At 71.9% G+C, this 24,112-nt stretch carries 15 protein-coding genes, 2 pseudogenes and 1 riboswitch; of the genes and pseudogenes, 11 read left to right on the top strand and 6 right to left on the bottom strand.

The genetic code is table 11. The features are described from left to right. Positions 1-27 precede the first annotated feature (27 nt). The gene (locus ACGFIQ_RS12885; protein ID WP_393243128.1) at positions 28-1,707 is read left to right on the top strand and encodes an ABC-F family ATP-binding cassette domain-containing protein; all 1,680 of its coding nucleotides are present in this window, start codon (positions 28-30) and stop codon (positions 1,705-1,707) included. Between the two features lie 36 nt (positions 1,708-1,743). Then, positions 1,744-2,706, top strand: coding sequence for an aldo/keto reductase (locus ACGFIQ_RS12880; RefSeq protein ID WP_393243126.1), 963 nt, complete (start codon positions 1,744-1,746; stop codon positions 2,704-2,706). A 231-nt stretch (positions 2,707-2,937) separates the two neighbouring features. Here the strand turns inward: ACGFIQ_RS12880 and ACGFIQ_RS12875 are convergent, their stop codons facing one another. Together ACGFIQ_RS12875 and ACGFIQ_RS12870 are read right to left on the bottom strand one after the other, a co-directional pair. Beyond that, positions 2,938-3,465: a hypothetical protein gene (locus tag ACGFIQ_RS12875; RefSeq protein ID WP_393243125.1), complete on the bottom strand. Its 528-nt coding sequence runs from the start codon at positions 3,463-3,465 to the stop codon at positions 2,938-2,940. A gap of 71 nt (positions 3,466-3,536) precedes the next feature. Then, the gene (locus ACGFIQ_RS12870) at positions 3,537-9,380 is read right to left on the bottom strand and encodes a ThuA domain-containing protein (protein ID WP_393243123.1); all 5,844 of its coding nucleotides are present in this window, start codon (positions 9,378-9,380) and stop codon (positions 3,537-3,539) included. A 310-nt stretch (positions 9,381-9,690) separates the two neighbouring features. Beyond that, positions 9,691-9,800: riboswitch (TPP riboswitch) on the top strand. Between ACGFIQ_RS12870 and thiE the strand changes: the two genes are divergently transcribed. From thiE to thiC, 7 genes and pseudogenes are all read left to right on the top strand, one after another. Continuing rightward, complete coding sequence (gene thiE, locus ACGFIQ_RS12865) at positions 9,795-10,421, top strand: thiamine phosphate synthase (RefSeq protein ID WP_393243121.1); 627 nt, start codon at positions 9,795-9,797, stop codon at positions 10,419-10,421. (Overlaps the previous riboswitch by 6 nt.) Further along, a complete protein-coding gene (gene thiO / locus ACGFIQ_RS12860; protein WP_393243212.1) occupies positions 10,418-11,689 on the top strand; it encodes a glycine oxidase ThiO in 1,272 nt (423 codons plus the stop codon). The genes thiE and thiO overlap by 4 nt, the downstream gene beginning before the upstream one ends. Further along, positions 11,680-11,880, top strand: a complete 201-nt coding sequence (gene thiS / locus ACGFIQ_RS12855; protein WP_357521764.1) for a sulfur carrier protein ThiS — start codon at positions 11,680-11,682, stop codon at positions 11,878-11,880. Before thiO ends, thiS begins: the two co-directional genes overlap by 10 nt. After that, positions 11,877-12,656: a thiazole synthase gene (locus tag ACGFIQ_RS12850; RefSeq protein ID WP_357078728.1), complete on the top strand. Its 780-nt coding sequence runs from the start codon at positions 11,877-11,879 to the stop codon at positions 12,654-12,656. The genes thiS and ACGFIQ_RS12850 overlap by 4 nt, the downstream gene beginning before the upstream one ends. A gap of 119 nt (positions 12,657-12,775) precedes the next feature. After that, a pseudogene (locus tag ACGFIQ_RS12845) lies at positions 12,776-13,451 on the top strand (thiamine phosphate synthase). 82 nt (positions 13,452-13,533) lie between these two features. Next, positions 13,534-14,319: a bifunctional hydroxymethylpyrimidine kinase/phosphomethylpyrimidine kinase gene (thiD, locus tag ACGFIQ_RS12840; protein ID WP_393243118.1), complete on the top strand. Its 786-nt coding sequence runs from the start codon at positions 13,534-13,536 to the stop codon at positions 14,317-14,319. Between the two features lie 17 nt (positions 14,320-14,336). Further along, entirely contained in the window at positions 14,337-15,929 is a 1,593-nt protein-coding gene (gene thiC / locus ACGFIQ_RS12835; RefSeq protein WP_393243116.1) for a phosphomethylpyrimidine synthase ThiC, read from the top strand. A 160-nt stretch (positions 15,930-16,089) separates the two neighbouring features. Here the strand turns inward: thiC and ACGFIQ_RS12830 are convergent, their stop codons facing one another. The 4 genes from ACGFIQ_RS12830 to ACGFIQ_RS12815 all read right to left on the bottom strand — a co-directional run bounded on the left by ACGFIQ_RS12830 (position 16,090) and on the right by ACGFIQ_RS12815 (position 21,825). Next, positions 16,090-19,704, bottom strand: coding sequence for a hypothetical protein (locus ACGFIQ_RS12830; RefSeq protein WP_393243114.1), 3,615 nt, complete (start codon positions 19,702-19,704; stop codon positions 16,090-16,092). A 77-nt stretch (positions 19,705-19,781) separates the two neighbouring features. Then, the gene (locus ACGFIQ_RS12825) at positions 19,782-20,090 is read right to left on the bottom strand and encodes a cupin (protein ID WP_007465195.1); all 309 of its coding nucleotides are present in this window, start codon (positions 20,088-20,090) and stop codon (positions 19,782-19,784) included. Beyond that, entirely contained in the window at positions 20,087-21,037 is a 951-nt protein-coding gene (locus tag ACGFIQ_RS12820; RefSeq protein ID WP_393243210.1) for an LLM class F420-dependent oxidoreductase, read from the bottom strand. Before ACGFIQ_RS12820 ends, ACGFIQ_RS12825 begins: the two co-directional genes overlap by 4 nt. A gap of 2 nt (positions 21,038-21,039) precedes the next feature. Next, complete coding sequence (locus ACGFIQ_RS12815) at positions 21,040-21,825, bottom strand: ABC transporter ATP-binding protein (RefSeq protein ID WP_393243112.1); 786 nt, start codon at positions 21,823-21,825, stop codon at positions 21,040-21,042. Between the two features lie 270 nt (positions 21,826-22,095). On the opposite strand from ACGFIQ_RS12815, the gene ACGFIQ_RS12810 reads away from it, so the two are divergent. Then, the gene (locus tag ACGFIQ_RS12810) at positions 22,096-23,124 is read left to right on the top strand and encodes an ABC transporter substrate-binding protein (protein ID WP_393243110.1); all 1,029 of its coding nucleotides are present in this window, start codon (positions 22,096-22,098) and stop codon (positions 23,122-23,124) included. A gap of 215 nt (positions 23,125-23,339) precedes the next feature. After that, positions 23,340-24,080, top strand: a pseudogene (locus ACGFIQ_RS12805) (ABC transporter permease); the annotation flags it as partial. Positions 24,081-24,112 lie beyond the last annotated feature (32 nt).

Here is a 24,112-nt window from a genome sequence, read left to right as displayed (position 1 = left end):
CCGCCCGTACTGGGGCAGGATCCCGGCGTGGGATACGTGGATGTGGCAGCGGTCGGGCACATCCTGCCCGACGGTCGGGAACTCTTCGCCGACGTGTCGTTCCGGGTGGGCGAGGGCAGCAAGGTCGCCCTGGTCGGGCCGAACGGCGCGGGTAAGACGACGCTGCTGAGGATGGTCGCCGGTGATCTGCCGGTGCGCAGCGGCGCCATCGCGCGGGCCGGCGGCCTGGGCGTGATGCGGCAGTTCATCGGCATGATCGGCGACGAGTCGACGCTCGCGGACCTGGCGTTGTCGCTGGCCCCGCCCTCGCTGCGGGACGCCGGCCGGCGACTGGCCGAGACCGAGGCGGCCATGCGGGCCGCCGAGGCCCACGGCAAGTTCAGCAACGCCGCCGGCAAGGCCCAGTTGGCGTACGCCGACGCGCTGGGGGCCTGGGGCGAGGCCGGCGGGTACGACGCCGAGGTGCTCTTCGACACCGTGGCGACAATCGTGCTCGGCCAGCCCTGGGACGCCGTACGGGACCGGCCGGTGCGTACCCTCTCCGGCGGTCAGCAGAAACGCTTCGCGTTGGAGTTGCTGCTGCGCGGCCCGGACGAGGTGCTGCTGCTCGACGAACCGGACAACTTCCTCGACGTGCCCGGCAAGCGGTGGCTGGAGGCGCGACTGCGCGAGTCGACCAAGTCGGTGCTCTACGTCTCGCACGACCGCGAGTTGCTGGCCCAGAGCGCCGACCGGGTGGTGGCCGTCGAGGGCGGCAGCGCCTGGGTGCACCCGGGCGGCTTCGCCAGCTGGCACGAGGCTCGGGTGGCTCGGCACGCCCGCCTCGACGAGCTGCGTCGGCGCTGGGACGAGGAGCACCAGAAGCTGCGCGAGCTGATGCTGATGTACAAGCAGAAGGCCGCGTACAACGACGGGTTGGCCTCGCGTTACCAGGCCGCGCAGACCCGGCTGCGTAAGTTCGAGGAGGCCGGGCCGCCGCCCGTACCCCCGAAGGACCAGGACATCCGGATGCGGCTCAGCGGCGGGCGGACCGGCAAGCGCGCGGTCGTCTGCGAGCAGCTGGAGCTCGACGGCCTGACCTTCCCCTTCGACCTGGAGATCTGGTACGGCGACCGGGTGGCGGTGCTCGGCGCGAACGGCACCGGCAAGTCGCACTTCCTGCGGCTGCTGGCCCGGGGCGGCACCGACCCCGACCCGGCCAACGGGCCGGTCGACGGGGCGGGCGCGCTCGCGCCGGTGGCACACGACGGCGCGGCGCGGCTCGGTGCCCGGGTCCGCCCCGGGCACTTCTCCCAGACCCACGACCGGCCGGAGCTGATGTCGAAGACGCTCGTCGAAATCCTGTGGCGGGGTGACGAGCACCGCACCGGGATGGATCGGCAGGCGGCGATGGGGGTGCTCAGCCGCTACGAGCTGGCCGCGCAGGGCGACCAGCGCTTCGGCACGCTCTCCGGCGGGCAGCAGGCCCGGTTCCTGGTGCTGCTGCTGGAGCTGTCCGGGGCGACGCTGCTGCTGCTCGACGAGCCCACCGACAACCTCGACCTGGCCAGCGCGGAGGCCCTCGAAGCGGGACTGAACGCGTTCGAGGGGACGGTCATCGCGGTCACCCACGACCGCTGGTTCACCCGCTCCTTCGACAGGTTCGTGCTGTTCCGAGGCGACAGCGAGGTGGTGGAGACCCCGGAGCCGGTCTGGGACGTGGGCTGAGCGGTCCGTGGGTCCGCCGCGGCCGACCGGCATAGGGTGGATCGCGTGACTGACATGACCTATCGCCGGCTGGGCGACTCCGGGCTCGTGGTGTCCGTGGTCGGCATCGGCTGCAACAACTTCGGCCGCAAGCTCGACCTCGACGGCACCCGCGCGGTGGTGGACGCCGCCCTGGACGCCGGAATCACCCTCTTCGACACCGCCGACATCTACGGCGAACCGCAGGGCGGCTCCGAGGAGTTGCTCGGGCAGGCGCTCAAGGGCCGCCGGGACGACGTGGTGGTGGCCACCAAGTTCGGCATGGACATGAACGGCCTCAACGGGCCGGACTTCGGGGCCCGGGGCGCGCGGCGCTACATCGCCCGCGCCGTCGAGGCGTCGCTGCGCCGGCTCGGCACCGACCACATCGATCTCTACCAGATGCACGAGCCCGACCCGGGCACCCCGATCGACGAGACCCTCGCCGCCCTGGACGACCTGGTCCGCGACGGCAAGGTGCGCTACCTGGGCAACTCCAACTTCGCCGGCTGGCAGATCGCCGACGCGGACTGGGTGGCCTCGTCCAACGGCCGGTCCCGCTTCATCAGCGCGCAGAACCACTACAGCCTGTTGGAGCGTTCGGTGGAGGCCGAGGTGATCCCGGCCTGCGAGCGGTTCGGCCTCGGCATGCTGCCGTTCTTCCCGCTCGCCAACGGGCTGCTCACCGGCAAGTACAAGCGCTCGGGGCAGCCGCCGGCCGGCAGTCGGCTCTCCGGCGGTGGCCGGTACGCCGAGCGGCTCGCCGCGGCCGACTGGGACACCATCGAGGCGATCGAGGCGTACGCGGCCGAGCGGGGTGTGAGCATGCTCCAGGTGGCGATCGGTGGGCTGGCCGCCCAGCCGGCGGTGACCTCGGTGATCGCCGGTGCCACCACGCCCGAGCAGGTACGCGCCAACGCCGCCGCCGGCACCTGGGAGCCCAGCGACGAGGATCTGGCGGCACTGCGCGCCGTCCTCTGAGCGAGCCGCGACGCACGCGGCGGCCTGATCCGTGCGGCACCCGGTGATCCACTCGCGTTTCTTGAAACCGGGGTGACCCGCGGCCCGGGAAGCCCCGATTTTCAGGGATACCGAGTCGATCACGGGCCGGGCGCGGCGGTCACGGCCCCGCGCGGGGGTCACGGCCGCGCGCGACGGCGACGGGCCGGGCCGCTCGTGGCGGCCCGGCCCGTCTGGTGAAACGCCTGTCGGTCAGGTGGTGCGGCGGCGGCCGAACAGCATGGCCACCCCCATCGCCGCGGCGACCAGCACGAGGCCGGCCGCGGCGAACGGCCACCAGCCGGCACCCGCGCCGCTTCCGCCGTCAGCCGGTTCGTTGACAGCTACCGGCTTGGGCGGCGGAGGTGACTGCGCCGGGCGGGCCTGCACCGTGGCGGTGGCCTTGGCCGGCAGGGGAGCGGGGGAGTCCACAGTCACCTTCCACGTGCCGGCGGAGAGCACCGGGCCGCTGCTGTAGAAGCCCTGCCCCTCGGGCTGCGGCTCCAACTGCACCGGCCCGACCTTCTGCCCGTCCGGGCCGGTGGCGGTGAGCACCAGGCGCACCACCCGGTCCAGTCGCCGGCCATCGGCGTAGGTGGCCTGGATGGTGACCCCCTGAGCCCCGTCGCCGGCCACCGTCAGTTTGAGTTTGTCGGCCCGGGCGGCCGCCGGGGCAGCGGAGAGCAGGGTCAGGGCCAGCCCGGCGAACACGGCGGCCAACACCTTGCGGATACCCGTCACGGACATCTCCTCGCTACGAATGGGGGAGGCCCCTCCCCGACGCCGTGGCGTCGGGGAGGGGCCTCGTCGGATCAGAGCTGGCGACCGGGTGCCAGCCGGGTGGCATCGCCACCGAGCCGCCCGGTGCCCTTGACCGATTCGCCGTCGTTCGCCTTGACCCCGGCCGTGCTGGCCGCGCCGCCGAGTCGAACGATCATCGCGTCGGTGTCCCGCACCAGGACATCCCGGACCTCCGCCTCAGCCACCAGGGTGGCGTCGGCGGCGAGCGTGCGGAACGCGGTCAACTGCTTGATCGCCTTGTTGTCGTTGCCGGCCGCCTCGGCCTGACGGGCCGCGTCGAGCTTCGCCGTCAACTGCTTGTGCGCCTTGGCCGAGAGCCGACCCGTCGCCTTGAACCGGTCCAGCAGGTTCTGCATGTCCCGGAACGAGGTGGTGACGAAGAACCGGACAGTCGAGGTGGTCTCGTTGCCCGCCTTGTCGGTCGCGGTCACGGTCAGCTCGTGCAGGCCGAGTGGCAGCTCGTACATGGCCTGCAGAGTGCCGCTGGCGTACGCCTGGCCGTCCAGCTTGCCGACCACTGTCGCGATGCCCGAGGTCGGGTCGACGGCCTGCCAGGACACCCGGACGTCCTGGCTGTCCCCGTAGAGCTGGCCGTCGGCGATCCCGGACACCAGCAGCGTCGGCTTGGTGCCGTCGATCTTCAGGATCGCCGACTTGAGCGTCTCGACGTTGCCCGCCTTGTCGGTCGAGCGGTACAGCAGCTCGTGCTGCCCGTCACCGGTCACCTCGACCGGCGTCGTGTACGGCGTCCACGCGCCACCGTCCAGCGACCACTCCACCGTCTTGCTGCCGGAACCGGCGTCGGTCGAGGTCAGCACGACGGGGATCGTCCCGTTGTGCCAGCCGGCGTCGTTCGCCGGAGCGAACGTCGCCGAGGTCACCGGCGCGGTGGCGTCGATCTTGGCGGAGACGGTCTTCGTCTCCTCCACGTTGCCGGCCTTGTCGGTCGAGCGGTACCGCAGCTCGTGCTCGCCGTCGCCGGTGATGGCCACCGGTGCGGTGTACGCCGTCCAGGTGGTGGCCCCGTCCAGCTGGTACTCCGTACCGGCGATGCCGCTACCGCCGGCCTCGTCGGCGGCGGTGAGCGTGACAGTCACCGGCCCGGTGTACCACCCCTCGGTCGGGGTGCCGGAGACCGCCGCGGTGGTGACCGGCGCGGTCTCGTCGGCCACCTCCGTGCTGAGCCGGAAGTAGTCGAACGAGGCGGTCTTCGACGCCGTCTGGTTGGCGCCGAGGGTGAACAGCCCGACCTTCGGGGTGGCCCCGACGGCGCTGTTGGTCAGCGCCTCCAACGCGGTCCAGGTCGTGCCGTCCGCCGAGTACGACGCCGTGAACGTGTTGCCCGTGCGGGCCAGCCGCAGGTGCCACACCGCCGAGGTGAGGCTGGTCGCCTCCGGCTGCGGGGTCTGCACCACCCCGGCGATCTCGCTGCGGAACTCGATCCGCCGCGTCACCGCCTGGCCGGCCTGGTTGTCCGCGATGAAGTCCAACTTCAGGTAGTTGTCGTCATCCGCCTGCACGAGCAGACCGGCCTGCTGGTACTGCTCGTTCAGCAGGCTGCCGTCGACCTTCGTCTCCAGGGTCCAGTCGCCGGACGGCGCGGTCTGGAGGATGAAGTTCTTCGGCCCGGTGTTGTCGGTGCCGTAGATGTCACCGTTGGGCACGTCGATCCGCAACGCGCCATCGGTGACCCGGTAACCGGCGGTGTCCTCCCGCGTGATGGCGTCCCACCGGCACTTGTCCAGCGAACTGCCGGTGAACTCGTCCGACGGGTCGACCGGGCCGGCCGGGGCGTCCGGCGTGACCACGAACGAGTCGAAGGCCGCGTCGACAACAGGTGCCTCGGTGCCACCGTTGAGGGCGAAGACCCCGATCCGCGGGTTGGTGATGCCGGCGAGCGCGGCCGAACGGCCGACCGGGGTGAAGGTCTGCCCGTCGCCCGAGGCGGACGCGGTCAGGTTCGTCCCGTCGCTGGTGATCCGCAGGTACACGGTGTCACCCGCCGGTGCGTTGGTGGCGTCGGCGGCCTCGTTGCGAGGCGTGGCCGCGGTCTCCCGGATGAACTCCACCCGCCGGCTGCCGTTGTAGAGCAGGTCCACCTTGGCGTAGTTGTCGTCGTCGCCGTACACCAGCAGGCCAGCCTGCTGGTAGTTGGCCGTCACCGGGAGGGTGACCTTGGTGGTCATCTCCCAGGCGCCGGTCGGAGCCGCCTGGAGCACCAGGTTGGTGGCGTCGTTGCGAGCCCCGTAGAGGTCACCCACCCCGGTGGGCAGCCGCAGCGCGCCGCCACTGAGCGAGTAGAGCTGGTTCTCCCGGACCACGCTGGTCCACCGGCCCTTGTCCAGGGTGTTGCCGTTGAAGTCGTCCGAGCGCGCCCCGAGGCAGGACGTGTCCGGAGCGTCCACCCGCACCGGCACCGTGGTGTACGCCTTGGCGCCCTTGCTGTCGGTCACCGTGAGGGTGGCCGTGAAGGTGCCCGCGTTGGTGTACGTGTGGCTGGCGTCCAGGGTGGTCGCCGTGCCTCCGTCACCGAAGTCCCAGGCGTACGTCAGCGGGGTGTTGCCCTCGGCGTCGGTCGCCGTGCCGTCGAAGGCGACGGTGACCGGCGCGGTGCCGGTGGCCGGGGTGGCCGTGGCACTGACCGCAGGCGGCGCGTTCTCGGTGACACCGCGGCCGACGAAGTCCATCCAGTTGACGTTGAACAGCGAACCTGTTCCGCCGTTCGGGTCGCGGGCCACGAAGAACAGCGAGCCGCTCGCGGCACCGGTGACCGGCGCGCTCACGTCCGTGTACGTCTGCCACGCGCCTGTCGTCGGCACGACGGCCGTGGCGACCACCGGTCCGTCGACCGCACCGGCGCGGACCTCGATCCGACCGCCGGCGGCGGCCGAGGCGGCCCGGAACCGGATCTCGGTGATGTTGGTCAGGTCCGCCGGAGCGACCGACCACCAGTCACCGTCCTCGATGAACGCGATGCTCTGGCCGCCACCGGCGGTGTCGGCCGCGGCCTCCCGCTGCACGCCGGCGTCTCCGCCGCCGGTGCTCACCGGCGTCCGGCCGGTGGCCGTGAAGTACTCGGCCTGCTTCTGCTTGGGCTGCAGGATCTCGATCTGCCGACCGGTGAGCGCACCCGCGCCGCCGGCACCACCCTCGTCGGTGTAGGTGGCCTCGAAGACCGCGAACACGTTCGCCTCGGCGCCGTGCCCGGAGGCGAGCGACGTCTGGACGGTGCCGGTGCAGCCGGTGTGCTGCTCCAGCGGGTGGGCGTGCTCGTCGTGACCGAGCAGCACCTGGAGGTTCACCTTGGCGCAGTCGATCTGCCCGTCCTCGGGGTCGGTCACCTTGATCGTGTACTTGACCTGGTCACCCCAGTTGAAGAAACCACCGTCCGGCGGGAACTCGATGGTGACCGTCGGTGCGGTGTTGCCCACGGTGATCGGCACGTTGCCCACCGCGGTACGGCCCTTCGCGTTGGTCACGGTGAGCTGGGCGGTGTAGTTGCCCGGCGTCACGTAGGTGTGCGTCGGGTTCGCCTCGGTGGAGGTCTGCCCGTCGCCGAAGGACCAGGCGTAGGTGAGCGCGCCACCGTCCGGGTCCCGGGAGCCGTCGCTGGAGAACGTGACGGTCAACGGCGCCGGACCCCAGCTGGGGTTGGCGGACGCTGCCGCGATCGGCGCGCGGTCACCGGCGGTGTAGTCGATCCGGTAGATGCCGGAGTTGTCGTTGTTGCCGCCGAATCCGCTGCCCCACTCGATCAGGTACAACGCGCCGTCCGGACCGAACTCGAAGTCCATCGGCCGGATCATGCTCATGCCGGTGAGCAACTGGTTGATGTCCACAAGCGACTTGCCGTCGGCGGTCACCTGCATCGTGTACATCTTGTTCTGGTTCCACTCGCCGAGCAGCGCCTTGCCGTCGTAGTAGGCCGGCCACTTGCGGGTGGAGTTGAGGTTGGGGTCGTACCGGTAGGCCGGGCCGCCCATCGGCGCGCCGCCGCCACCGATCTCCGGGTACCGCGCGTCACCGGCGTAGCCGTAGTCGACGGTGGCCGGGACGACCGGGGGGAGGTTGGTCAGGCCGGTGTTGTTCGGCGAGTCGTTCACCGGTGCGGCGCAGTCGAACTTCGCCCCGCTCGGGCCGGACGGGAACGTGTAGTCGTTGTACGCCTCGTTCGTGCCCGTGCAGTACGGCCAGCCGTAGTTGCCGGGGGTGACGATGTTCCACTCGACCAGACCGCGGGGGCCCCGGGTCGGGTTGTTCGCGTTGGCGTCCGGCCCGTAGTCCCCGACGTACAGCGTGTCGGTCTTCGGGTCCGTGCCGATCCGGAACGGGTTGCGGAAGCCCATCGCGTAGATCTCGGGACGGGTCTTCGCGGTGCCCGGCGCGAAGAGGTTGCCCGTCGGAACGGTGTACGTCCCGTCGTCCTCCGGGTGGATCCGGATCACCTTGCCGCGCAGGTCGTTGGTGTTCGCCGACGTGCGCTGCGCGTCGTAGTCCTGGCGGCCCGGGCGCTCGTCGAGCGGCGAGTACGCGTTGGACTCGAACGGGTTGGTGTTGTCACCGGTGGCCAGGTAGAGGTTGCCGGCGCTGTCGAACGTCATGCTGCCGCCCGCGTGGCAGCAGGTGTTGCGCTGCGTGTCGACCCGCAGCACCTGCTTCTCGCTCGCCGGGTCGATGGTGTCGCCGGTCACGGTGAACCGGGACAGCAGGTTGCGCGTGACGTTGTCGTTCGGGGCGTAGTAGAGATACACCCACTTGTTGGTGGCGAAGTCCGGGTCGAGCCGGATGCCGATCAGACCGTCCTCGTTGCCGGTGAAGACATCCAGGTCGACGGCGGTGACGGTGCTGCCGGTGTCCGGCTTGATGATCTGCACCCGGCCGTCGCGCTCGATGTAGAAGACCCGCCCGTCGGGGGCGATGTCCAGCTCCATCGGGTTGCTGGTGTTGCTGTCCAGGGCGATCTTCTCGAAGTTCGAGGTCTTCGTGGCACCGCAGTCGGCGTCCGCGACACCGGCCGCGGTCCGGATGCCGCCGAGCAGGTGGGACAGGAACTCGGGCTCGGCGAACGACTCCCGCGTGTGCCCGCCACCGGTGTACCAGGAACGACCGCCGTCGAAGTCCTGACACCAGGAGGTCGGGTGGTCGGCGCCCATCGCGCCCGCCCCCGGGGTGTAACTCTTCTCGTCCAGGCTGGCCAGCACGTGCACGTCCGGCCGCGGGTTGGTCTGGAAGTTGTACCACTCGTCGAACCGGGACCAGCGGTCCGGCAACTCGGCAGTGGACGGGTGGGCGTGGTCCTCCACCTTGACCGTGGCCTGCTGGTTCTGCGGGTGGTTGGCGAAGTACGCGCCGACCAGGTCGCCGTACCAGGCCCAGCTGTACTCGGTGTCCGACGCGGCGTGGATGCCGACGTAACCGCCCCCGGCCTTCACGTAGCGCTCGAACGCCGCCTGCTGCTCGGCGTTGAGGACGTCACCGGTGGTGGAGAGCCAGATCACGGCCTTGTACTTCGCCAGGTTGGCGTCGCTGAACGCGGCGCCGTCCTCGGAGGCGTCCACGGTGAACCCGTTGGCGGCGCCGAGCTGTTGGAGGGCGGCGACACCGGTGGGGATGGAGTCGTGCCGGAAACCGGCAGTCTTGGAGAAGACCAGGACCGAGAAGGGATCGTCGGCGGCCTTCTGGGGCGCCTTCGGCGCCACCTGGGTGACCGGGGTTCCGGCCGCTGCCTCCCGTGGGGGGACCTGTGCGGCGGCCGGTGCTGCCTGCGCGGGCGTGCCGAACAGGGTGGTCGAAGCGAGGGCCAGGGAGATGAGGGTTGCGGTGATGGGTACGCGGGCACGACGAGAACGGGACACGCCGCCTCCTGTGTCGTAGTGACGGAGATCGCGGGAGTCGGCTCGCCGAAGGCCGTCCCTGATGGAGTCGGTGGTCACACCCTGCGAGGGCGCCCCCACCGACATTTTGTCGAATCGCTGAACAAATTAATTCGACTGGTTCAATGTCCGGCAAGATGCCGGCGGGTAACGGTTCTGCAACGGCAGGCGACATTCCGAACAGGACCGTATGAACCGCCCCACAGATCTAGCTCGATTCGGTGCGTTCCGGCCCACCGGCCGCCGCCGAGCCCGCCTTGGCAGACCGGCGGATCTGTCGTACGGTGACACGCAAGTAACCCACGGGAGCCCGGTGTACCGGGCTGAGAGGGGGGCTGACAGCCCCCGACCGTCGAACCTGATCCGGGTAATGCCGGCGCAGGGAGGAGAGTTGCCGTGCCGTCCCTGGGGCGACTGCATCTGATCACCGACACCCGACCCGGTCGGGACCCGCTCACCGTGGTCCGGGCCGCCCTCACGGTGGCCCGCGCCGACCTGGTCGTACAGGTCCGGGTGGAGGACTCCGCCACCGACCGCGAGGCGTACGACCTGGCCCGGCGGGTGCTGGCGCTCTGCCTGCCGTACGAGGCGACCTGCCTGGTCAACGACCGACTGCACGTGGCGTTGGCGGTGGGTGCCGCCGGCGGCCACGTCGGAGCCGACGACCTGCCGGTCACCGCCGCCCGTCGGGTGCTCGGCCCCACCGGCGTGCTGGGAGCCACCGCCCGCGCGCCGGAAACGGCGACCGCGGCAGTCGCGGCGGGAGCCAGCTACCTGGGCGTCGGGCCGTGCCACCCCACCAGCACCAAGTCCGGCCTGCCGGACCCCATCGGGCCCACCGGGGTACGCGCCGTCGCCGACGCCGTCGACGTGCCGGTCATCGCGATCGGTGGCGTGACCGCCGCCCACGTCCGGGAGCTGCGGGCCGCCGGGGCGTACGGGGTGGCGGTGGTCGGCGCGCTCTCCGCCGCCGCCGATCCGGCGCAGGCGACCGCCACGCTGATCGAGGCCCTGACGTGCTGACCGGCCGGTCGGACTCGGCGTCGTCCGACGACCGGGTCCGGCCGGACGTGGCGGTGATCGGGGCCGGGCCGATCGGGTTGGCGATCGCCTGGCGCTGCGCCGCGCGAGGGCTGCGGGTGGTGGTGCACGATCCGGCACCCGGCTCGGGGGCGTCGGCGGTGGCCGCCGGCATGCTCGCCCCGGTCGCCGAGGCGTACTTCGGTGAGCGGCAGCTGACCGAACTGCTGCTGGCGTCCGCCGCCCGCTGGCCCACGTTCGCCGCCGAGCTTGCCGACGCGACGGGCGTCGACATCGGCTACCGGACCGAGGGCACCCTGCTGGTCGGGTTGACCCGCGACGACCTGGCCGAGGCGCGCCGGCTGTGGGCGTACCAACAGGGGTTGGGTCTGCCGGTGACCCCGCTGCTCCCCAGCGAGCTGCGCGACCTCGAACCTGCCCTCGCCCCCCGGGTGCGCGGCGGCGCGCTCGCGCCGACCGACCACCAGGTCGACCCCCGGCTGCTGGTGCCGGCGCTGCGCACGGCCGCGCAGCGAGCCGGCGCGGTGCTGGTGTCGCAGGCGGTCACGCGGCTGTCCGATGTGGATGCCTCGGTCACCGTGGTCGCCGCCGGCTGCGGGGCCGCCGCACTCACCGGCCTGCCCGTGCGACCGGTGAAGGGCCAGATCCTCCGGCTGCGCGCGCCCGACGGCGTCGCGCCGGGCTTCCGGCACGTGATCCGGGGGTACGCCGACGGCGAACCGGTCTACCTGGTGCCCCGCCCCAACGGCGAGGTCGTGCTCGGCGCGACTGTCGAGGAACGATCGGACACCACTGTCACCGCCGGTGCCGTGCAGCGCCTGCTCCGCGCCGGAGTCGACCTGGTGCCCGAGCTGGCCGAGTACGACCTGGTCGAGGCGGTCGCCGGGCTGCGGCCGGGCACCCCGGACAACGCACCGATCCTCGGGCCGCTGCCGGGCCGACCGGACGTCCTGGTCGCCACCGGTCACCACCGGCACGGCATCGTGCTCACCCCGGTCACCGCCGACCTGATCACCGAACTGGTACGCGCCGGCGAGCCCGATCCGCTGCTCGCGCCCTTCCGACCGGACCGGTTCGTCGGCGCGGCGGCGGACGGCAAGCCCTTGCGGTTCGTTGGCGAGCCGTTTCGGTTCGTCGGCGCGGCGGCGGACGGCAAGCCCTTGCGGTTCGTCGGCGAGCCGTTTCGGTTCGTCGGCGCGGCGGCGGACGGCGAGCCCGAAACGACGATGAAGGGGGACCTGTGGAGTTGACGGTGAACGGGGCTGGGCGAAGCGTCCCGGGTGAGGTGTCGGTGGCCGACCTGGTCCGTGACGTCGCGCCACAACCGCGTGGGGTGGCGGTCGCGGTCAACGGCGAGGTGGTGCCCCGGGCGGGTTGGGCGACCACGGCGTTGCGCGACGGTGACCGGGTCGAGGTGCTCACCGCGGCGCAGGGCGGGTGAGCGGGGTGTCGTTCGAGTTGGGTGGGGAGACGTTCACCTCGCGGCTGATCCTCGGCACCGGTGGTGCCGCCAATCTGCACGTGCTGGAGCAGGCGATCCGGGCGTCCGGCACCGAGCTGGTCACGCTGGCGCTGCGTCGGGTGGACACCGCCCCGGGCACGGCCGGCGGGCTGCTGGACCTGCTGGACCGGTGCGGGGTACGCCTGCTGCCGAACACCGCCGGCTGCCACACCGCGACCGAGGCGGTGAAGGTGGCCCGGCTGGCCCGGGACGCGTTCGACACCGACTGGGTCAAGCTGGAGGTGATCGGCGACGAGCGGACGCTGCTGCCCGACGGGGTGGAGTTGCTCCGCGCCGCCGAGGAGTTGGTCGCCGACGGTTTCACCGTCCTGCCGTACACGAGTGACGACCCGGTGCTCGCCCGCCGGCTCGCCGACGTGGGCTGTGCCGCGGTGATGCCGGCCGGCTCGCCGATCGGCTCGGGGCTGGGCATCGGCAATCCACACCACATCCGGCTCATCCGCCAGGGTGTCGACGTGCCGGTGATCCTCGACGCCGGCATCGGCACCGCCTCCGACGCGGCCCTGGCGATGGAGTTGGGCTGCGACGGGGTGCTCCTGGCCAGCGCGGTGACCCGGGCCGCGGACCCGGTGGCGATGGCCACCGCGATGCGGTACGCGGTCGAGGCCGGGCATCTCGCGGCCGGCGCGGGCCGGATCGCCCGCCGCTTCCACGCGCTGGCGTCCACCCCCGACGAGGGAAGACCCAACCTGTGACCGCCCCACCGCCACCGCCACCGCCACCACCGCCGCCGCCACCGTCACCGCCGCCGGTAGATCTTGGAAGCAAACTGCCCCTGGAGGGGCACATTCCTTCCAAGATCTCGTTGGGGGCCGTGCCGTCGGGGGTTGTCGTCCTCACCGATCGGTTGGTCGCTCCTGGTGGGCTGGACCTGGTTGTCGCGGGAGCGGTGGCCGGGGGAGTGCGCTGGGTGGTGCTGCGGGAGAAGGACCTGCCCCGCGCCGAGCGCGCCGCCCTCGCCACCGACCTGCGCGCGATCCTCGCCGACGTCGGTGGAACCCTCGTCGTGGCCGGGCCCGACCCGCTCGGCGGCGACGCCGTGCACCTGCCCGCCGCCGGTCCGTACCCGCCGCCGACCCACCGCCTGGTCGGCCGCTCCTGCCACGACGAGACCGAGCTGAACCGCCTGACCACCGAGCACTACGCCACCATCTCCCCGGTCTACCCCACCAGAACCAAGCCCGGGTACGGCCCACCCCTGGCCACCGAAGGGCTGCGCAAGCTGATCAGGATCAGCCACGTACCGGTACTGGCCCTGGGCGGTATCGAAACCCCGGAACAGGTAACCGCCTGCGTGGAGGCGGGAGCCGCAGGGGTGGCAGTGCTGGGCACGATCATGCGCGCAAAAGACCCCACCGAAACAGCGGCGAGCCTGACCAGCGCCTATGCCGAGGCGGTCACCCCCAAGCTCGCAAAACCCGGCGCGGGGTCAGCCAGGTCTCCACGCACGGGGCTGCGGCCGACAGTGCCCACGCAGGGATCAAGCCTGACCGCCCGGAGTGGGCACTGTCGGCCGCAGCCCCAAACCGCAACCACAAACGCCCCGCCCCCAACCGCAACCAAGGAGGAGAAGTGACCCCGAGCACCATCCTCACCATTGCCGGCTCCGACTCCGGCGGCGGCGCGGGCATCCAGGCCGACCTCAAGGTCTTCGCGGCGCTCGGCGCGTACGGCACGAGCGTCCTCACCGCGGTCACCGCCCAGAACACCCGGGGCGTCGACGCCGTGCTGCCGATGCCGCCGCGCACGGTGACCGAGCAGCTGGACAGCGTACTCATGGATTTCACCGTGCGCGCGGTCAAGACGGGGATGCTCGGCACCCCGGCGGTCGCGGACGTGGTCGCCGAGGCCGCCCGGGACGGCCGGCTGCCGCAGCTCGTCGTCGATCCGGTGCTTGTCGCCACAAGTGGACACCGGCTCGGCGTGGTCAGTGCGGTGGAGCGGCTGCTGCCGTACGCCAGGGTGGCGACGCCGAACTGCGCGGAGGCCGCGGCGATCACCGGACGCCCGGTGGACGACGTGGCCGGGATGGTCGTGGCCGCCGAGGCCCTGGCATCCGGCGGCCCGGAGTACGTCGTGGTCACCGGCGGTGACCTGGGCGGCGGCGAGGCGGTCGACGTGCTGCACGGCGCCGACGGGACCACCCTGCTGCGCGCCCCCCGGGTGGACACCCGGCACACCCACGGGACCGGATGTTCGTTCTCGGCGGCGATCGCCGTGCGGCTCGCCCTCGGCGATCCGGTGCCGGCCGCGGTGGGGGCCGCGAAGGAGTACGTGCTCCGTGCGCTGACCGGCGCACGGAGTTGGGAGCTGGGCGCGGGACGTGGACCGCTGGATCACTTCGGCTGGTCCGCCTGATCACCAAGGGAGTTGTCATGCAGGCACGAGGCAAGGTGTACGTCGAGGGTTCGCGGCCCGACGTCCGGGTGCCGTTCGCGGAGGTGGGGCTGACCGGGGATCTTCCGCCGGTGCGGCTCTACGACACGTCCGGCCCCGGGTCGGACCCGGAGGTGGGGCTGCCGCCGCTGCGCGGGCCGTGGATCGCCGAGCGGGGTGACGTGGCCCCGGTGCGAGGTGCGGGTACGCCACTCGCCGGTGTGGACGGACGTCGTCCCACCCAGCTCGCGTACGCGCGGGCGGGTGTGGTGACGCCGGAGATGGAGTTCGTGGCGATCCGGGAGAACGTCGACCCGGAGCTGGTCCGGGCCGAGATCGCCGCCGGTCGGGCGGTGTTGCCGCTCAACGTCAACCACCCGGAGTGCGAGCCGGCGATCATCGGAAAGGCGTTCCTGGTCAAGGTGAACGCCAACATCGGCACCTCGGCGGTCAGCTCGTCGGTCGCCGAGGAGGTGGAGAAGCTGACCTGGGCCACCCGCTGGGGCGCGGACACCGTGATGGACCTGTCCACCGGCAAGCGGATCCACGAGACCCGCGAGTCGATCGTACGGAACTCGCCGGTGCCGATCGGGACGGTGCCGATCTACCAGGCGCTGGAGAAGGTCGGCGGCGACCCGGTGAAGCTGAGCTGGGAGGTGTTCCGGGAGACCGTGATCGAGCAGGCCGAGCAGGGCGTGGACTACATGACGGTGCACGCCGGGGTGCTGCTGCCGTACGTGCCGCTGGCCGTGGACCGGGTCACCGGGATCGTCTCCCGGGGCGGCTCGATCATGGCGGCGTGGTGCCTGGCGCACCACGAGGAGAACTTCCTCTACACCAACTTCGAGGAGCTGTGTGCGCTGCTCGCGCGGTACGACGTGACGTTCTCCCTCGGCGACGGGCTGCGGCCCGGCTCGATCGCGGACGCCAACGACGAGGCGCAGTTCGCCGAGCTGCGCACGCTCGGTGAGCTGACCAAGGTCGCCTGGGCGTACGACGTGCAGGTGATGATCGAGGGCCCCGGTCACGTGCCGATGCACAAGATCAAGGAGAACGTGGACCTCCAGCAGGAGTGGTGCCACGAGGCGCCCTTCTACACGCTCGGGCCGCTGACCACCGACATCGCGCCCGCGTACGACCACATCACCTCGGCGATCGGCGCCGCGATGATCGGCATGTTCGGCACCGCGATGCTCTGCTACGTCACCCCGAAGGAGCACCTCGGCCTGCCGGACCGGGACGACGTGAAGGCAGGCGTGATCGCGTACAAGATCGCGGCCCACGCGGCGGACCTGGCCAAGGGGCACCCCGGCGCACAGGCCTGGGACGACGCGCTGTCGAAGGCGCGGTTCGAGTTCCGCTGGGAGGACCAGTTCAACCTCTCGTTGGACCCGGAGACCGCGCGTTCGTACCACGACGCGACGCTGCCGGCCGAGCCGGCGAAGACAGCACACTTCTGCTCGATGTGCGGCCCGAAGTTCTGCTCCATGAAGATCACCCAGGAGCTCAAGGAGTACGCGGCGCGCGGCATGAAGGACAAGTCGGAGGAGTTCGTCTCCGGCGGCAGCCGGGTCTACCTGCCGCTGGCCTGACCAGTCTCGCGGGCGCGCGTGACAGTTCCCTCACGCGCGCCCCGGATGATCCACTCGGGTTCACTGATATCGCGGTATCCGGGCGGCCGGGACAGCCCGACATCAATGAACCCGAGTGGATCAGGTGCCCCGAGCAGTGGCTGACCCACCGGCCGGCGGGTCAGTCGCGGTGGTGTCGGCCGGTGGAGCGCAGCGAACGTCGGCCGCTGTCCTGCTGCGGCTCGTTGTCCGACACCGGCTTGCCCAGACCGGCGACCCAGTCGACGAACTCCTCGTCCTGCGTCGGCAGGGCCTCCGTCGCGTCCGACGCGTCGGGATTCTTCTCCTCGGCCCGGGACCGGTTGCGGCGGAACAGACCGCCGAGCCGCCCGCGCCGGGAGGGCTGCTCGGCCACCGTCGCGGACGTCGCCGCGGCACGTGTGGCGTCGGTGCTCGCCGGGTCGCCGGTGCCTGCCTTGTCGCCGGTGTCGCTGTCGCTGTCAGTGGCGGTGGTGCTGCCGGTGCCAGTGGCGGTGGTGCTGCTGGCGCTGGTGCCCATGCCGCTGCCGGCGCTGGTGCCGGTGGCGGTGGTGCTGCCGGCGCTGGTGCCCATGCCGCTGCCGGCGCTGGTGCTGGTGCCGGTGGCGGTGGGCGCGCCAGCCCGGTCCGGCACGGCCGGAGGTTCCGTCGAGCCCGGGTGTCTGGCCGCACCGGCCAACTCGCTTGCCGTGGCCGGGCCGGTCGGTGCCGTCCGCGCTGCCGAATCGTCCGGCGACTCCGGCGACTCCGTCGGGTCGGTGCGGCGAGAGGTGTCGAACGCGTTCCAGGTGGCAACCCGGCTCAAATCCGGCAGCGGCACCCGGTGCCGGGCCCTCGGGGTCTGCCCGGTCGACTCGTCCGGTCCGGTCGGCGGCTCCGCTGCCGTCGGCCCCGGCTCGGATGCCTGCGGTGGCACCGTCCAAGCCGGGGTGACCGGCCAAGCCGACGGCGCAGGTGTCCACCGGACCGCGTCCGGGTCGCTGGCGGCCGTGACCCCGAAGAACCCACCGGTCTGATCGTCCTCGGTGGTGCGCCGCGCGCTGCTCGTCTCGCCAGCCCTCGCGGCCGCCGATTCGACGGCCGGGTCGGCCGGCCGCGCCGTGGAACCAGCGCCGGCGCCGTCCGGGGTACGCGACGGAGCGTCCGCCGCCGCCTTGGTGTCGGCCGGGGTGGCCGCTGCGCCTGCCGAACCGGTGGTGGGTGTTCTGGTCGGACCGGTGGTGGTCGGCGTGGGTGTTTTGGTCGGGCCGGCGGTGGTGGTGGGGGTGGGTGTTCTGGTTGGGCCGGCGGTGGTGGGGGCGGGTGTTCTGGTTGGGCCGGCGGTGGTGGTCGGGGTGGGTGTTCTCGTCGGGCCGGCGGTGGTGGTGGGGGTGGGTGTTCTCGTCGGGCCGGCGGTGGCGGTGGGCGTGGGCGTTCTGGTCGGGCCGGTCGTGGTGGTCGGGGTGACGGGGGTTCTTGTCCGACCGGTTCCGGTGGTCGGGGCTGCTGCGCTCGCGGGGACTGCGGGGGCCTCGGTGACCGGGCCGGACTCGGAGCCCTGGCCCTCTGTGTCGGGCGCGGCGGTGCCGGCGGCCGTGTCGTCGGTGCTCGCCGACTCCGATGCCGGCGCACCGTCGGCCGGATTTGTGGTGGCCAGCGGGCCGGCCTTCGGCTTACGGGCTCGGCGGGGCTTGACCGTCAGCGGCGCATCCACTCCGTCTGTGCTGGTCCCGTGCGCGCTGGCCCCGTCCATGTTTGCTCGGCCCGCGCTGACCTCGTCCGCACCGGCTGTCCCCGTGCTGGCGGCAACCGCACCGGTGGGATCCGTGCTGAACTTGTCCGCACCGGATGTTCCGGTGCTGGCGGCGGTCACGCCGGAGGCTTCCGTGCTGGCGGCGGTCGCGCCGGCCGTCCCCGTGCTGACTTCGTCCGCACCGGTAGTTCCCGTGCTGGCGGCGGTCGCGCCGACGGGTTCCGAGCTGATTGCGCCTGCGCCGGCTGCCGCCATGCTCCTTACGGCCGCGCCGGCTGCTGCCGTGCTGCCCGTGCCCGTGCTGCCCGTGCTGCCCGTGCCCGTGCTGCCCGTGCTGCCCGTGCCCGTGCTGCCCGTGCTGCCCGTGCCCGTGCTGCCCGTGCCCGTGCTGCCCGTGCTGCTCGTGCCCGTGCTGACGGTGCCGGCGCTGGGTGCCTTCGAGCCGGTCGGAGCGGCACCGGTCGGGGTGGTGGTGCGCCCGCCGGTCTGCCTTGCGCTGGTGCTCGCCGCGGTGCTGCCGGTCGGCTCGTCGGCCGTCGGACCAAGTGTCGGAACGGCGGCGTCGGCGCGTCCGGCCGCGGTGCTGGTCGAGCTGGTGCTGGTCGAGCTAGTGGCGGTCGTGCTGGTGGCGGCGGGTTTGGCCGGGCGCGTGGTCTCGGCTGGGGAGATGACATCATCCCGGCTCAACGAGGGCATTTGCCGTCTGGGGGTGAACTCACCGGTCGGATCGGTCAGCCAGCTCGCGGGCTTCGCCGGAGCGGCGGGAGTCGCACCGTGCTGGCCGCTCGCGGTGGTCGCCGGCCAGTCCCAGTGTGCCGGGACGGTGCGTACACCATCGGAGCCGCCGGCGGCACGCGGACCTGGCGCGGCGCCGGCCAGCTCTCCGCCGGCCAACTCCTCGGCCGGCGACCCGACCGCTGCCGACTCGACCGTTGGTGACCCGACCGTTGGTGACCCGAAGGCTGGTGACCCGGCGGCTGGCGACCCGACCGTTGGTGACCCGAAGGCTGGTGACCCGACGGCTGGCGACCCGGCGGGCTCTGGCGCGTCGGTCCGGTTGGCGGTGGCCGCGTCGTTCGCCGGGCTCGCCGACGCGTCGTTGGGTAGGGCCGGGCCGGTCGGCAGCGCGCCCAGGATGTCGGTGGGCTCGATCGCCGCGGATTGCGCGGTGCGGGCGCGCGACGGCCAGCGCAGCAACGCGGCGGCGGCCGCGCCGAGCGCGCCGGCGAGGATCGCGATCAGTGCCCCGTAGTACGGATTCACCTGGTAGCGGTCCACCGAGTCGCCCGGGCCGGCGGTCAGGTAGGCGAACGCCACAAGCACCGGACCGGCCACCCCGGTCGCCCCGCTGATCAGGGGTTCCTGCCCCCGCCAGCGAGCCAACCCGGCGGTCGCGGCACCGGCCAGCAGCGCCACGATGGGCAGCAGGAGCAGTGCCAGCCGTTGCGCGGCGGCGTCGTCCAGCCAGCTCGGCTCCAGCACGCCGAGCCGGACGGTCGGCAGCGGCCCGGCCGTGCCGAGCGACGGCAGGACGGAGATCAGCGCCAGCAGCCAGACCGCGCCGGCCACCGCCGCCATGTTCCAGCCCAGCTCGGGCCGGAGCTGGACGGCGATCGCCGCGCCCGCTCCGATCACCGCGCCGAGTACGGCGCAGATGCCCACCGCCCAGACCGGGTCAACGGAGATCAACTCCGCGGCGCGGGCGGGCTGCATGCAGAGCGGGGCGATGACGACGGCGCCGAGTGCCGCCGCGCCGCCGATCGCCAACTGCCGGCGGGTGCTGGCTGCCGGAGCGTCGCCGCGAGCGAGGCGTCCGGTCAGGACAGCGCCGACGACTGCGGCGTTCGCGGCGAACCAGCCGACCCAGACGAGCTGGGCGGGCCACTGGTTGACGGTCGTACCGGTGAAGGCGCCGGTCAGTCGGACGATGCCGAAACCGTACGCGACGCCGAGCTGGCCGGCCCCGGCCAGCACGCTCACCCCGAGCGCCGTGAGCAGCAGTCTGCCCCAGGTCCGAAAGGCCATGTCCGGCACGTTACGCACCCCGTACACCGGACCGCCACCGGCGCGCCGCGCGGCGCGCCGGCTCGCGTTCGGCGGGTCTACTTGAGTTCGACCAGTCGAGCCAGGTAAGTCGTGTCTCCGACATTGGTGAGCATGTGTACGGCTCCCGGGTCCCGGTAGACCACTCCGCCGGTGGGCTCGTCGGCGTCGATCCGGGTGCCGTCGATGGTCTGCACGACGTTCTTCGCGCCCTCGATCGCCACCACCAGGTACGGGTGATCATGCCGGTGCAGCGGCTGCCGCTCACCCGGCTCGAGCCGGATGTGCCAGACCCGGACCCGGTCGTTCTCGTACACGATCTCCTGGCCCACCGGCCCGAGTTCGGTTCCGTCGATCACGTCGGTCATCGGTCTCCGTCCAGTTGCGGGAGGACCTCGGCGGCGATCAGCTCGAGGTGGTCGAGGTCTGCGAAGTCGATCAGGCGCAGGTGTACGCGGGTGGCGCCGATCGCGGCGAACTCGCCGATCCGCTGCGCGAGCTGAGCGGGCGAGCCGACCACCGGGTCCTCCGGCGGCAGCGCGCTCTTCTCGTGCAGGGGTGCGGCCCGCCGCTGGGCCTCGGCGTCGGTCCGGCCGATGGCCACGACGAGCCCGGCGGAGAGCACCAACGGCGCTCGACCGGACTCCGTCCGACCGGTGCGCTCGCACGCCTCACGCACCCGGTCGAACGCCTTGGCGGTGTCCGCCACGGACTTGAACGGCATGTTGAACTCGTCGGCGTACCGGGCGGCCAGCTCGGGGGTGCGCTTGGGGCCGCGCCCGCCCACGATGATCGGCGGCCCGGGCACCTGCACCGGCTTGGGCAGGGCCGGCGCGTCGACCAGGCGGTAGTGGTCGCCGCTGAAGCTGTAGGTCGCACCGACCGGGGTCCGCCACAGCCCGGTGATCACCTCAAGCTGCTCGGCCAGCCGGTCGAAGCGTTCGCCGACCGGCGGGAACGGAATGCCGTACGAGGTGTGCTCGCGCTCGTACCAGCCGGCGCCGATGCCCAGGTCGACCCGGCCGCCGCTCATCTGGTCGACCTGCGCGACCAGCACCGCGAGAGGGCCGGGCAGGCGGAAGGTGGCCGACGTCACCAGGGTGCCGAGCCTGATCCGCTCGGTCTCCCGGGCCAGCGCGGCGAGGGTCAGCCAGGCGTCCGTCGGGCCGGGCAGGCCCGGGTCGGCGCCCATCGACTGGTAGTGGTCGGCGCGGAGGAAGCCCTCGTAGCCGCACGCCTCGACCAGCCGGGCGAACCGGAGTTGCGTGTCGTAGGTGGCGCCACGGTTCGGCTCGGTGAAGACCGACACCCGCATGCTCATCGTCCTTCCACGCCGGCCGCGGCCGGCTGGTCGCGTTCCATCAGCAGTTCGTGGAGGTCGGCGCTGACGCGGGCGACGTCGGCCAGGTGGGCGTTGCGGCCCAGGGTGCGAGGGCGGGGGATGGCGACGTCCACCACCTTGCGGATCCGGCCGGGGCGGGGGCTCAGCACGACCACCCGGTCGGCGAGCAGCACCGCCTCGTCGATCGAGTGGGTGACGAAGACGATCGTCGGCTTGTTCTCCATGTGCACCCGCTGGAGTTCGCCGGAGAGTTCCTCGCGGGTGAGCGCGTCCAACGCGGAGAACGGCTCGTCCATCAGCATCACCCGGGGCTCACCGATCAACGACCGGCACAGCGACACCCGCTGTTGCATGCCGCCGGAGAGTTCGTGCGGGAGCCGCTTCTCGAACCCGGCCAGCCCGGCCACGTCGAGCAGTTGCCGGGCCCGCTCGCGGTGCTTGGCGCGGCTCCAGCCGAAGATCTCCACCGGCAGCAGGACGTTGTCCAGCACGGTGCGCCAGGGCAGCAGCGCCGGCTTCTGGAACAGCATGGCGATGTCCTGGCGGGGACGGGAGATCGGCGTACCGGCCACGGTGATCTCACCGGCGGTCAGCGGGAGCAGCCCGGCGATCAACCGCAGCAGTGTGGACTTGCCGCAGCCGGAGCGACCGAGCACGGCGACGAATTCACCCTCGGCGACGTCGAGGTCGATGCCCCGCAGCGCCTCCACCCGGCCGGATCGGCCCTCGAAGGTACGGGACACCCCGGTCAGTCGGATCATCTCCGGCGCACCTCCGCTGAGTGGTCGGTCAGGAATCCGACAAAGGCTAGCGGCGTGTCTGCCTATCGAACAGTCCGGGGTGGTCATGAGGTTGTTTCCGATCCGCAACCCGATACGCCTGGCGTCGCAACTGTGCCTTTCTCGTACGCTGTGCCCGCGAAGAGTCCCCCCACGACGGCGGCGCCCGGCTTCCACCCCTCCCGCCGGCCCGTCATGACAACCCCCTCCGGCGGCCTGTCGGCCCCGGTTGGAAAGGACATGGTGCTACTGATGAGAAGGCTGACCCGTACGGTCGCTACGGCCGCGCTGGCCACCGCCCTCGCTCTCGTTTCCGCCTGCAGCAGCGGGTCGGACTCGTCTGACGCCAAGGGCGGCAAGGGCGGGGAGCTGGAGAAGGTGACCTACCTCACCTCCTTCGGCAACTTCGGCCGTGACTCCTACGCCTGGGTGGCGAAGGAGAAGGGCTTCTTCAAGGACGCCGGCTTCGACGTCGAGATCAAGCCTGGTCAGGGCACCGGCGGCGTGATCCAGACCATCGTCGGTGGCCAGGCCCAATTCGGCCCGGTCGACCTCACCGGCAGTCTGCTCCAGGTCGGCAACGGCCAGGCGAAGGACTTCACCGTGGTGGCCGCGATCCAGCAGCGCACCATGGCCGGCATCGCCTCGGTCGAGGGCAAGAACATCGCCTCGCCGAAGGACCTGGAGGGCAAGAAGCTCGCCGACACCCCCGGCTCGGTGGTCCGCAACCTCTTCCCGACGTACGCCCGGCTCGCCGGTGTGGACGCGAGCAAGGTGACCTGGGTCAACGGTGAGGCGCAGGCCCTGATCGGCACGCTCGCCTCCGGCGCGGTGGACGGCATCGGCCAGTTCGTCGTGGGCCAGCCGACCATCGAGGTGGTAGCCAAGAAGAAGGCCGTCATGCTGCCGTACAGCAACGTGATGCAGGACCTCTACGGCAACGTGCTGATCACCTCCTCGAAGATCGCCAAGGAGAAGCCCGAGATGGTGAAGCGGTTCACCACGGCGCTGCTCAAGGGCCTGGAGTACAGCCTGGCCAACTCCAAGGAGGCCGGCGAGATCCTGAAGAAGAACGTCGACGCCGCCAACCCGGTCGCCGCCGCCGCCGAGCTGGAGCTGATGGCCGCGTACGTCCGGTCCGGCAACACCGGCACCGCGCTCGGCACCCTGGACAGCGGCCGGGTCGCCAAGAGCATCGCGATCCTGCAGGGCGCCGGCGCGCTCAAGCAGAACATCACCCCCGAGCAGATCATCGACTTCAGCCTCGCGCCGAAGGCCTGATCGTCCGGTCGTCACCCGGGGGTACGTCTCGCCGAATTCCGGTGGGCGTACCCCCGTCGCTCGTCGGCCCCCGGGGGCCGTGGGATTTCGAGGAGGACAAGATGACCGACGTCCGGTCGGTGGACCCGGCGGTGGCGGCATCCCCACCCATGGGTGTCGGACCCGAGTCGGGGCGGGCAGGTCGAGGCGCCGGTCTCCGGGCCGGGGCGGCGCTGCTGCCCGCGGCCGGCCTCCTGGTCGCCCTGGCGGCGTGGTGGCTGATCGCCCGGCTGGAGCTGGTCCACCCCGCGGCCCTGCCACCGCCCGGCGACGTGCTCACCGCGTTCGCCGACAAGCCCGCCCAGATGCTGGAACACACCTGGGACACCCTGCTGGAGATCCTTGTCGGCTTCGCGCTGTCGGCGGCGGCCGGCATCCTGATCGGACTCTCGCTGGCCAGCTCCCGAACGGTGGAGCGAATGTTCACCCCGCTGTTGGTCGCGGTGAACGCGGTGCCGAAGATCACGCTGGGCCCGCTGTTGGTGGTGGCGCTCGGCTGGGGTCAGAGACCGATTCTGACCATGGTGTTCCTGCTCTGCTTCTTTCCGATCGTGCTCTCCACCGCGACCGGGCTCACCACCACGCCGGCCGACCTGGCCGAGCTGGTGCGTTCCTGGAACGCCTCCCGTTGGCAGGCGTTCCGCAAGGTGCGCTTCCCGGCCGCGTTGCCGCAGATCTTCGTCGGGCTCAAGGTGGCCATGCCACTGGCCGCGATCGGCGCGGTGATCGGTGAGTTCCAGGCCGGCGAGAGTGGCCTCGGCTACGTCATCACGCAGTACGCGGGCGTCGGCGACACCGCCACCGCGTGGGCGGCGATCATGTTGGTGGCGTTGGTGAGCATCGTGCTCTACTCGGCGCTGGTGCTGACCGAACGGATCGCCCTGCCCTGGGTCCGCGAGACCACCAGTAGTCGCTGACCGCACAGGAAACGCGAAGGGCCGGCCCCCAT

Source organism: Micromonospora sp. NPDC048898 (genome assembly GCF_043198035.1).
Classification (GTDB): domain Bacteria; phylum Actinomycetota; class Actinomycetes; order Mycobacteriales; family Micromonosporaceae; genus Micromonospora.
The sequence above is the reverse complement of the archived record's forward strand: the minus strand, read 5'-3'. Positions and strand labels throughout refer to the sequence as shown.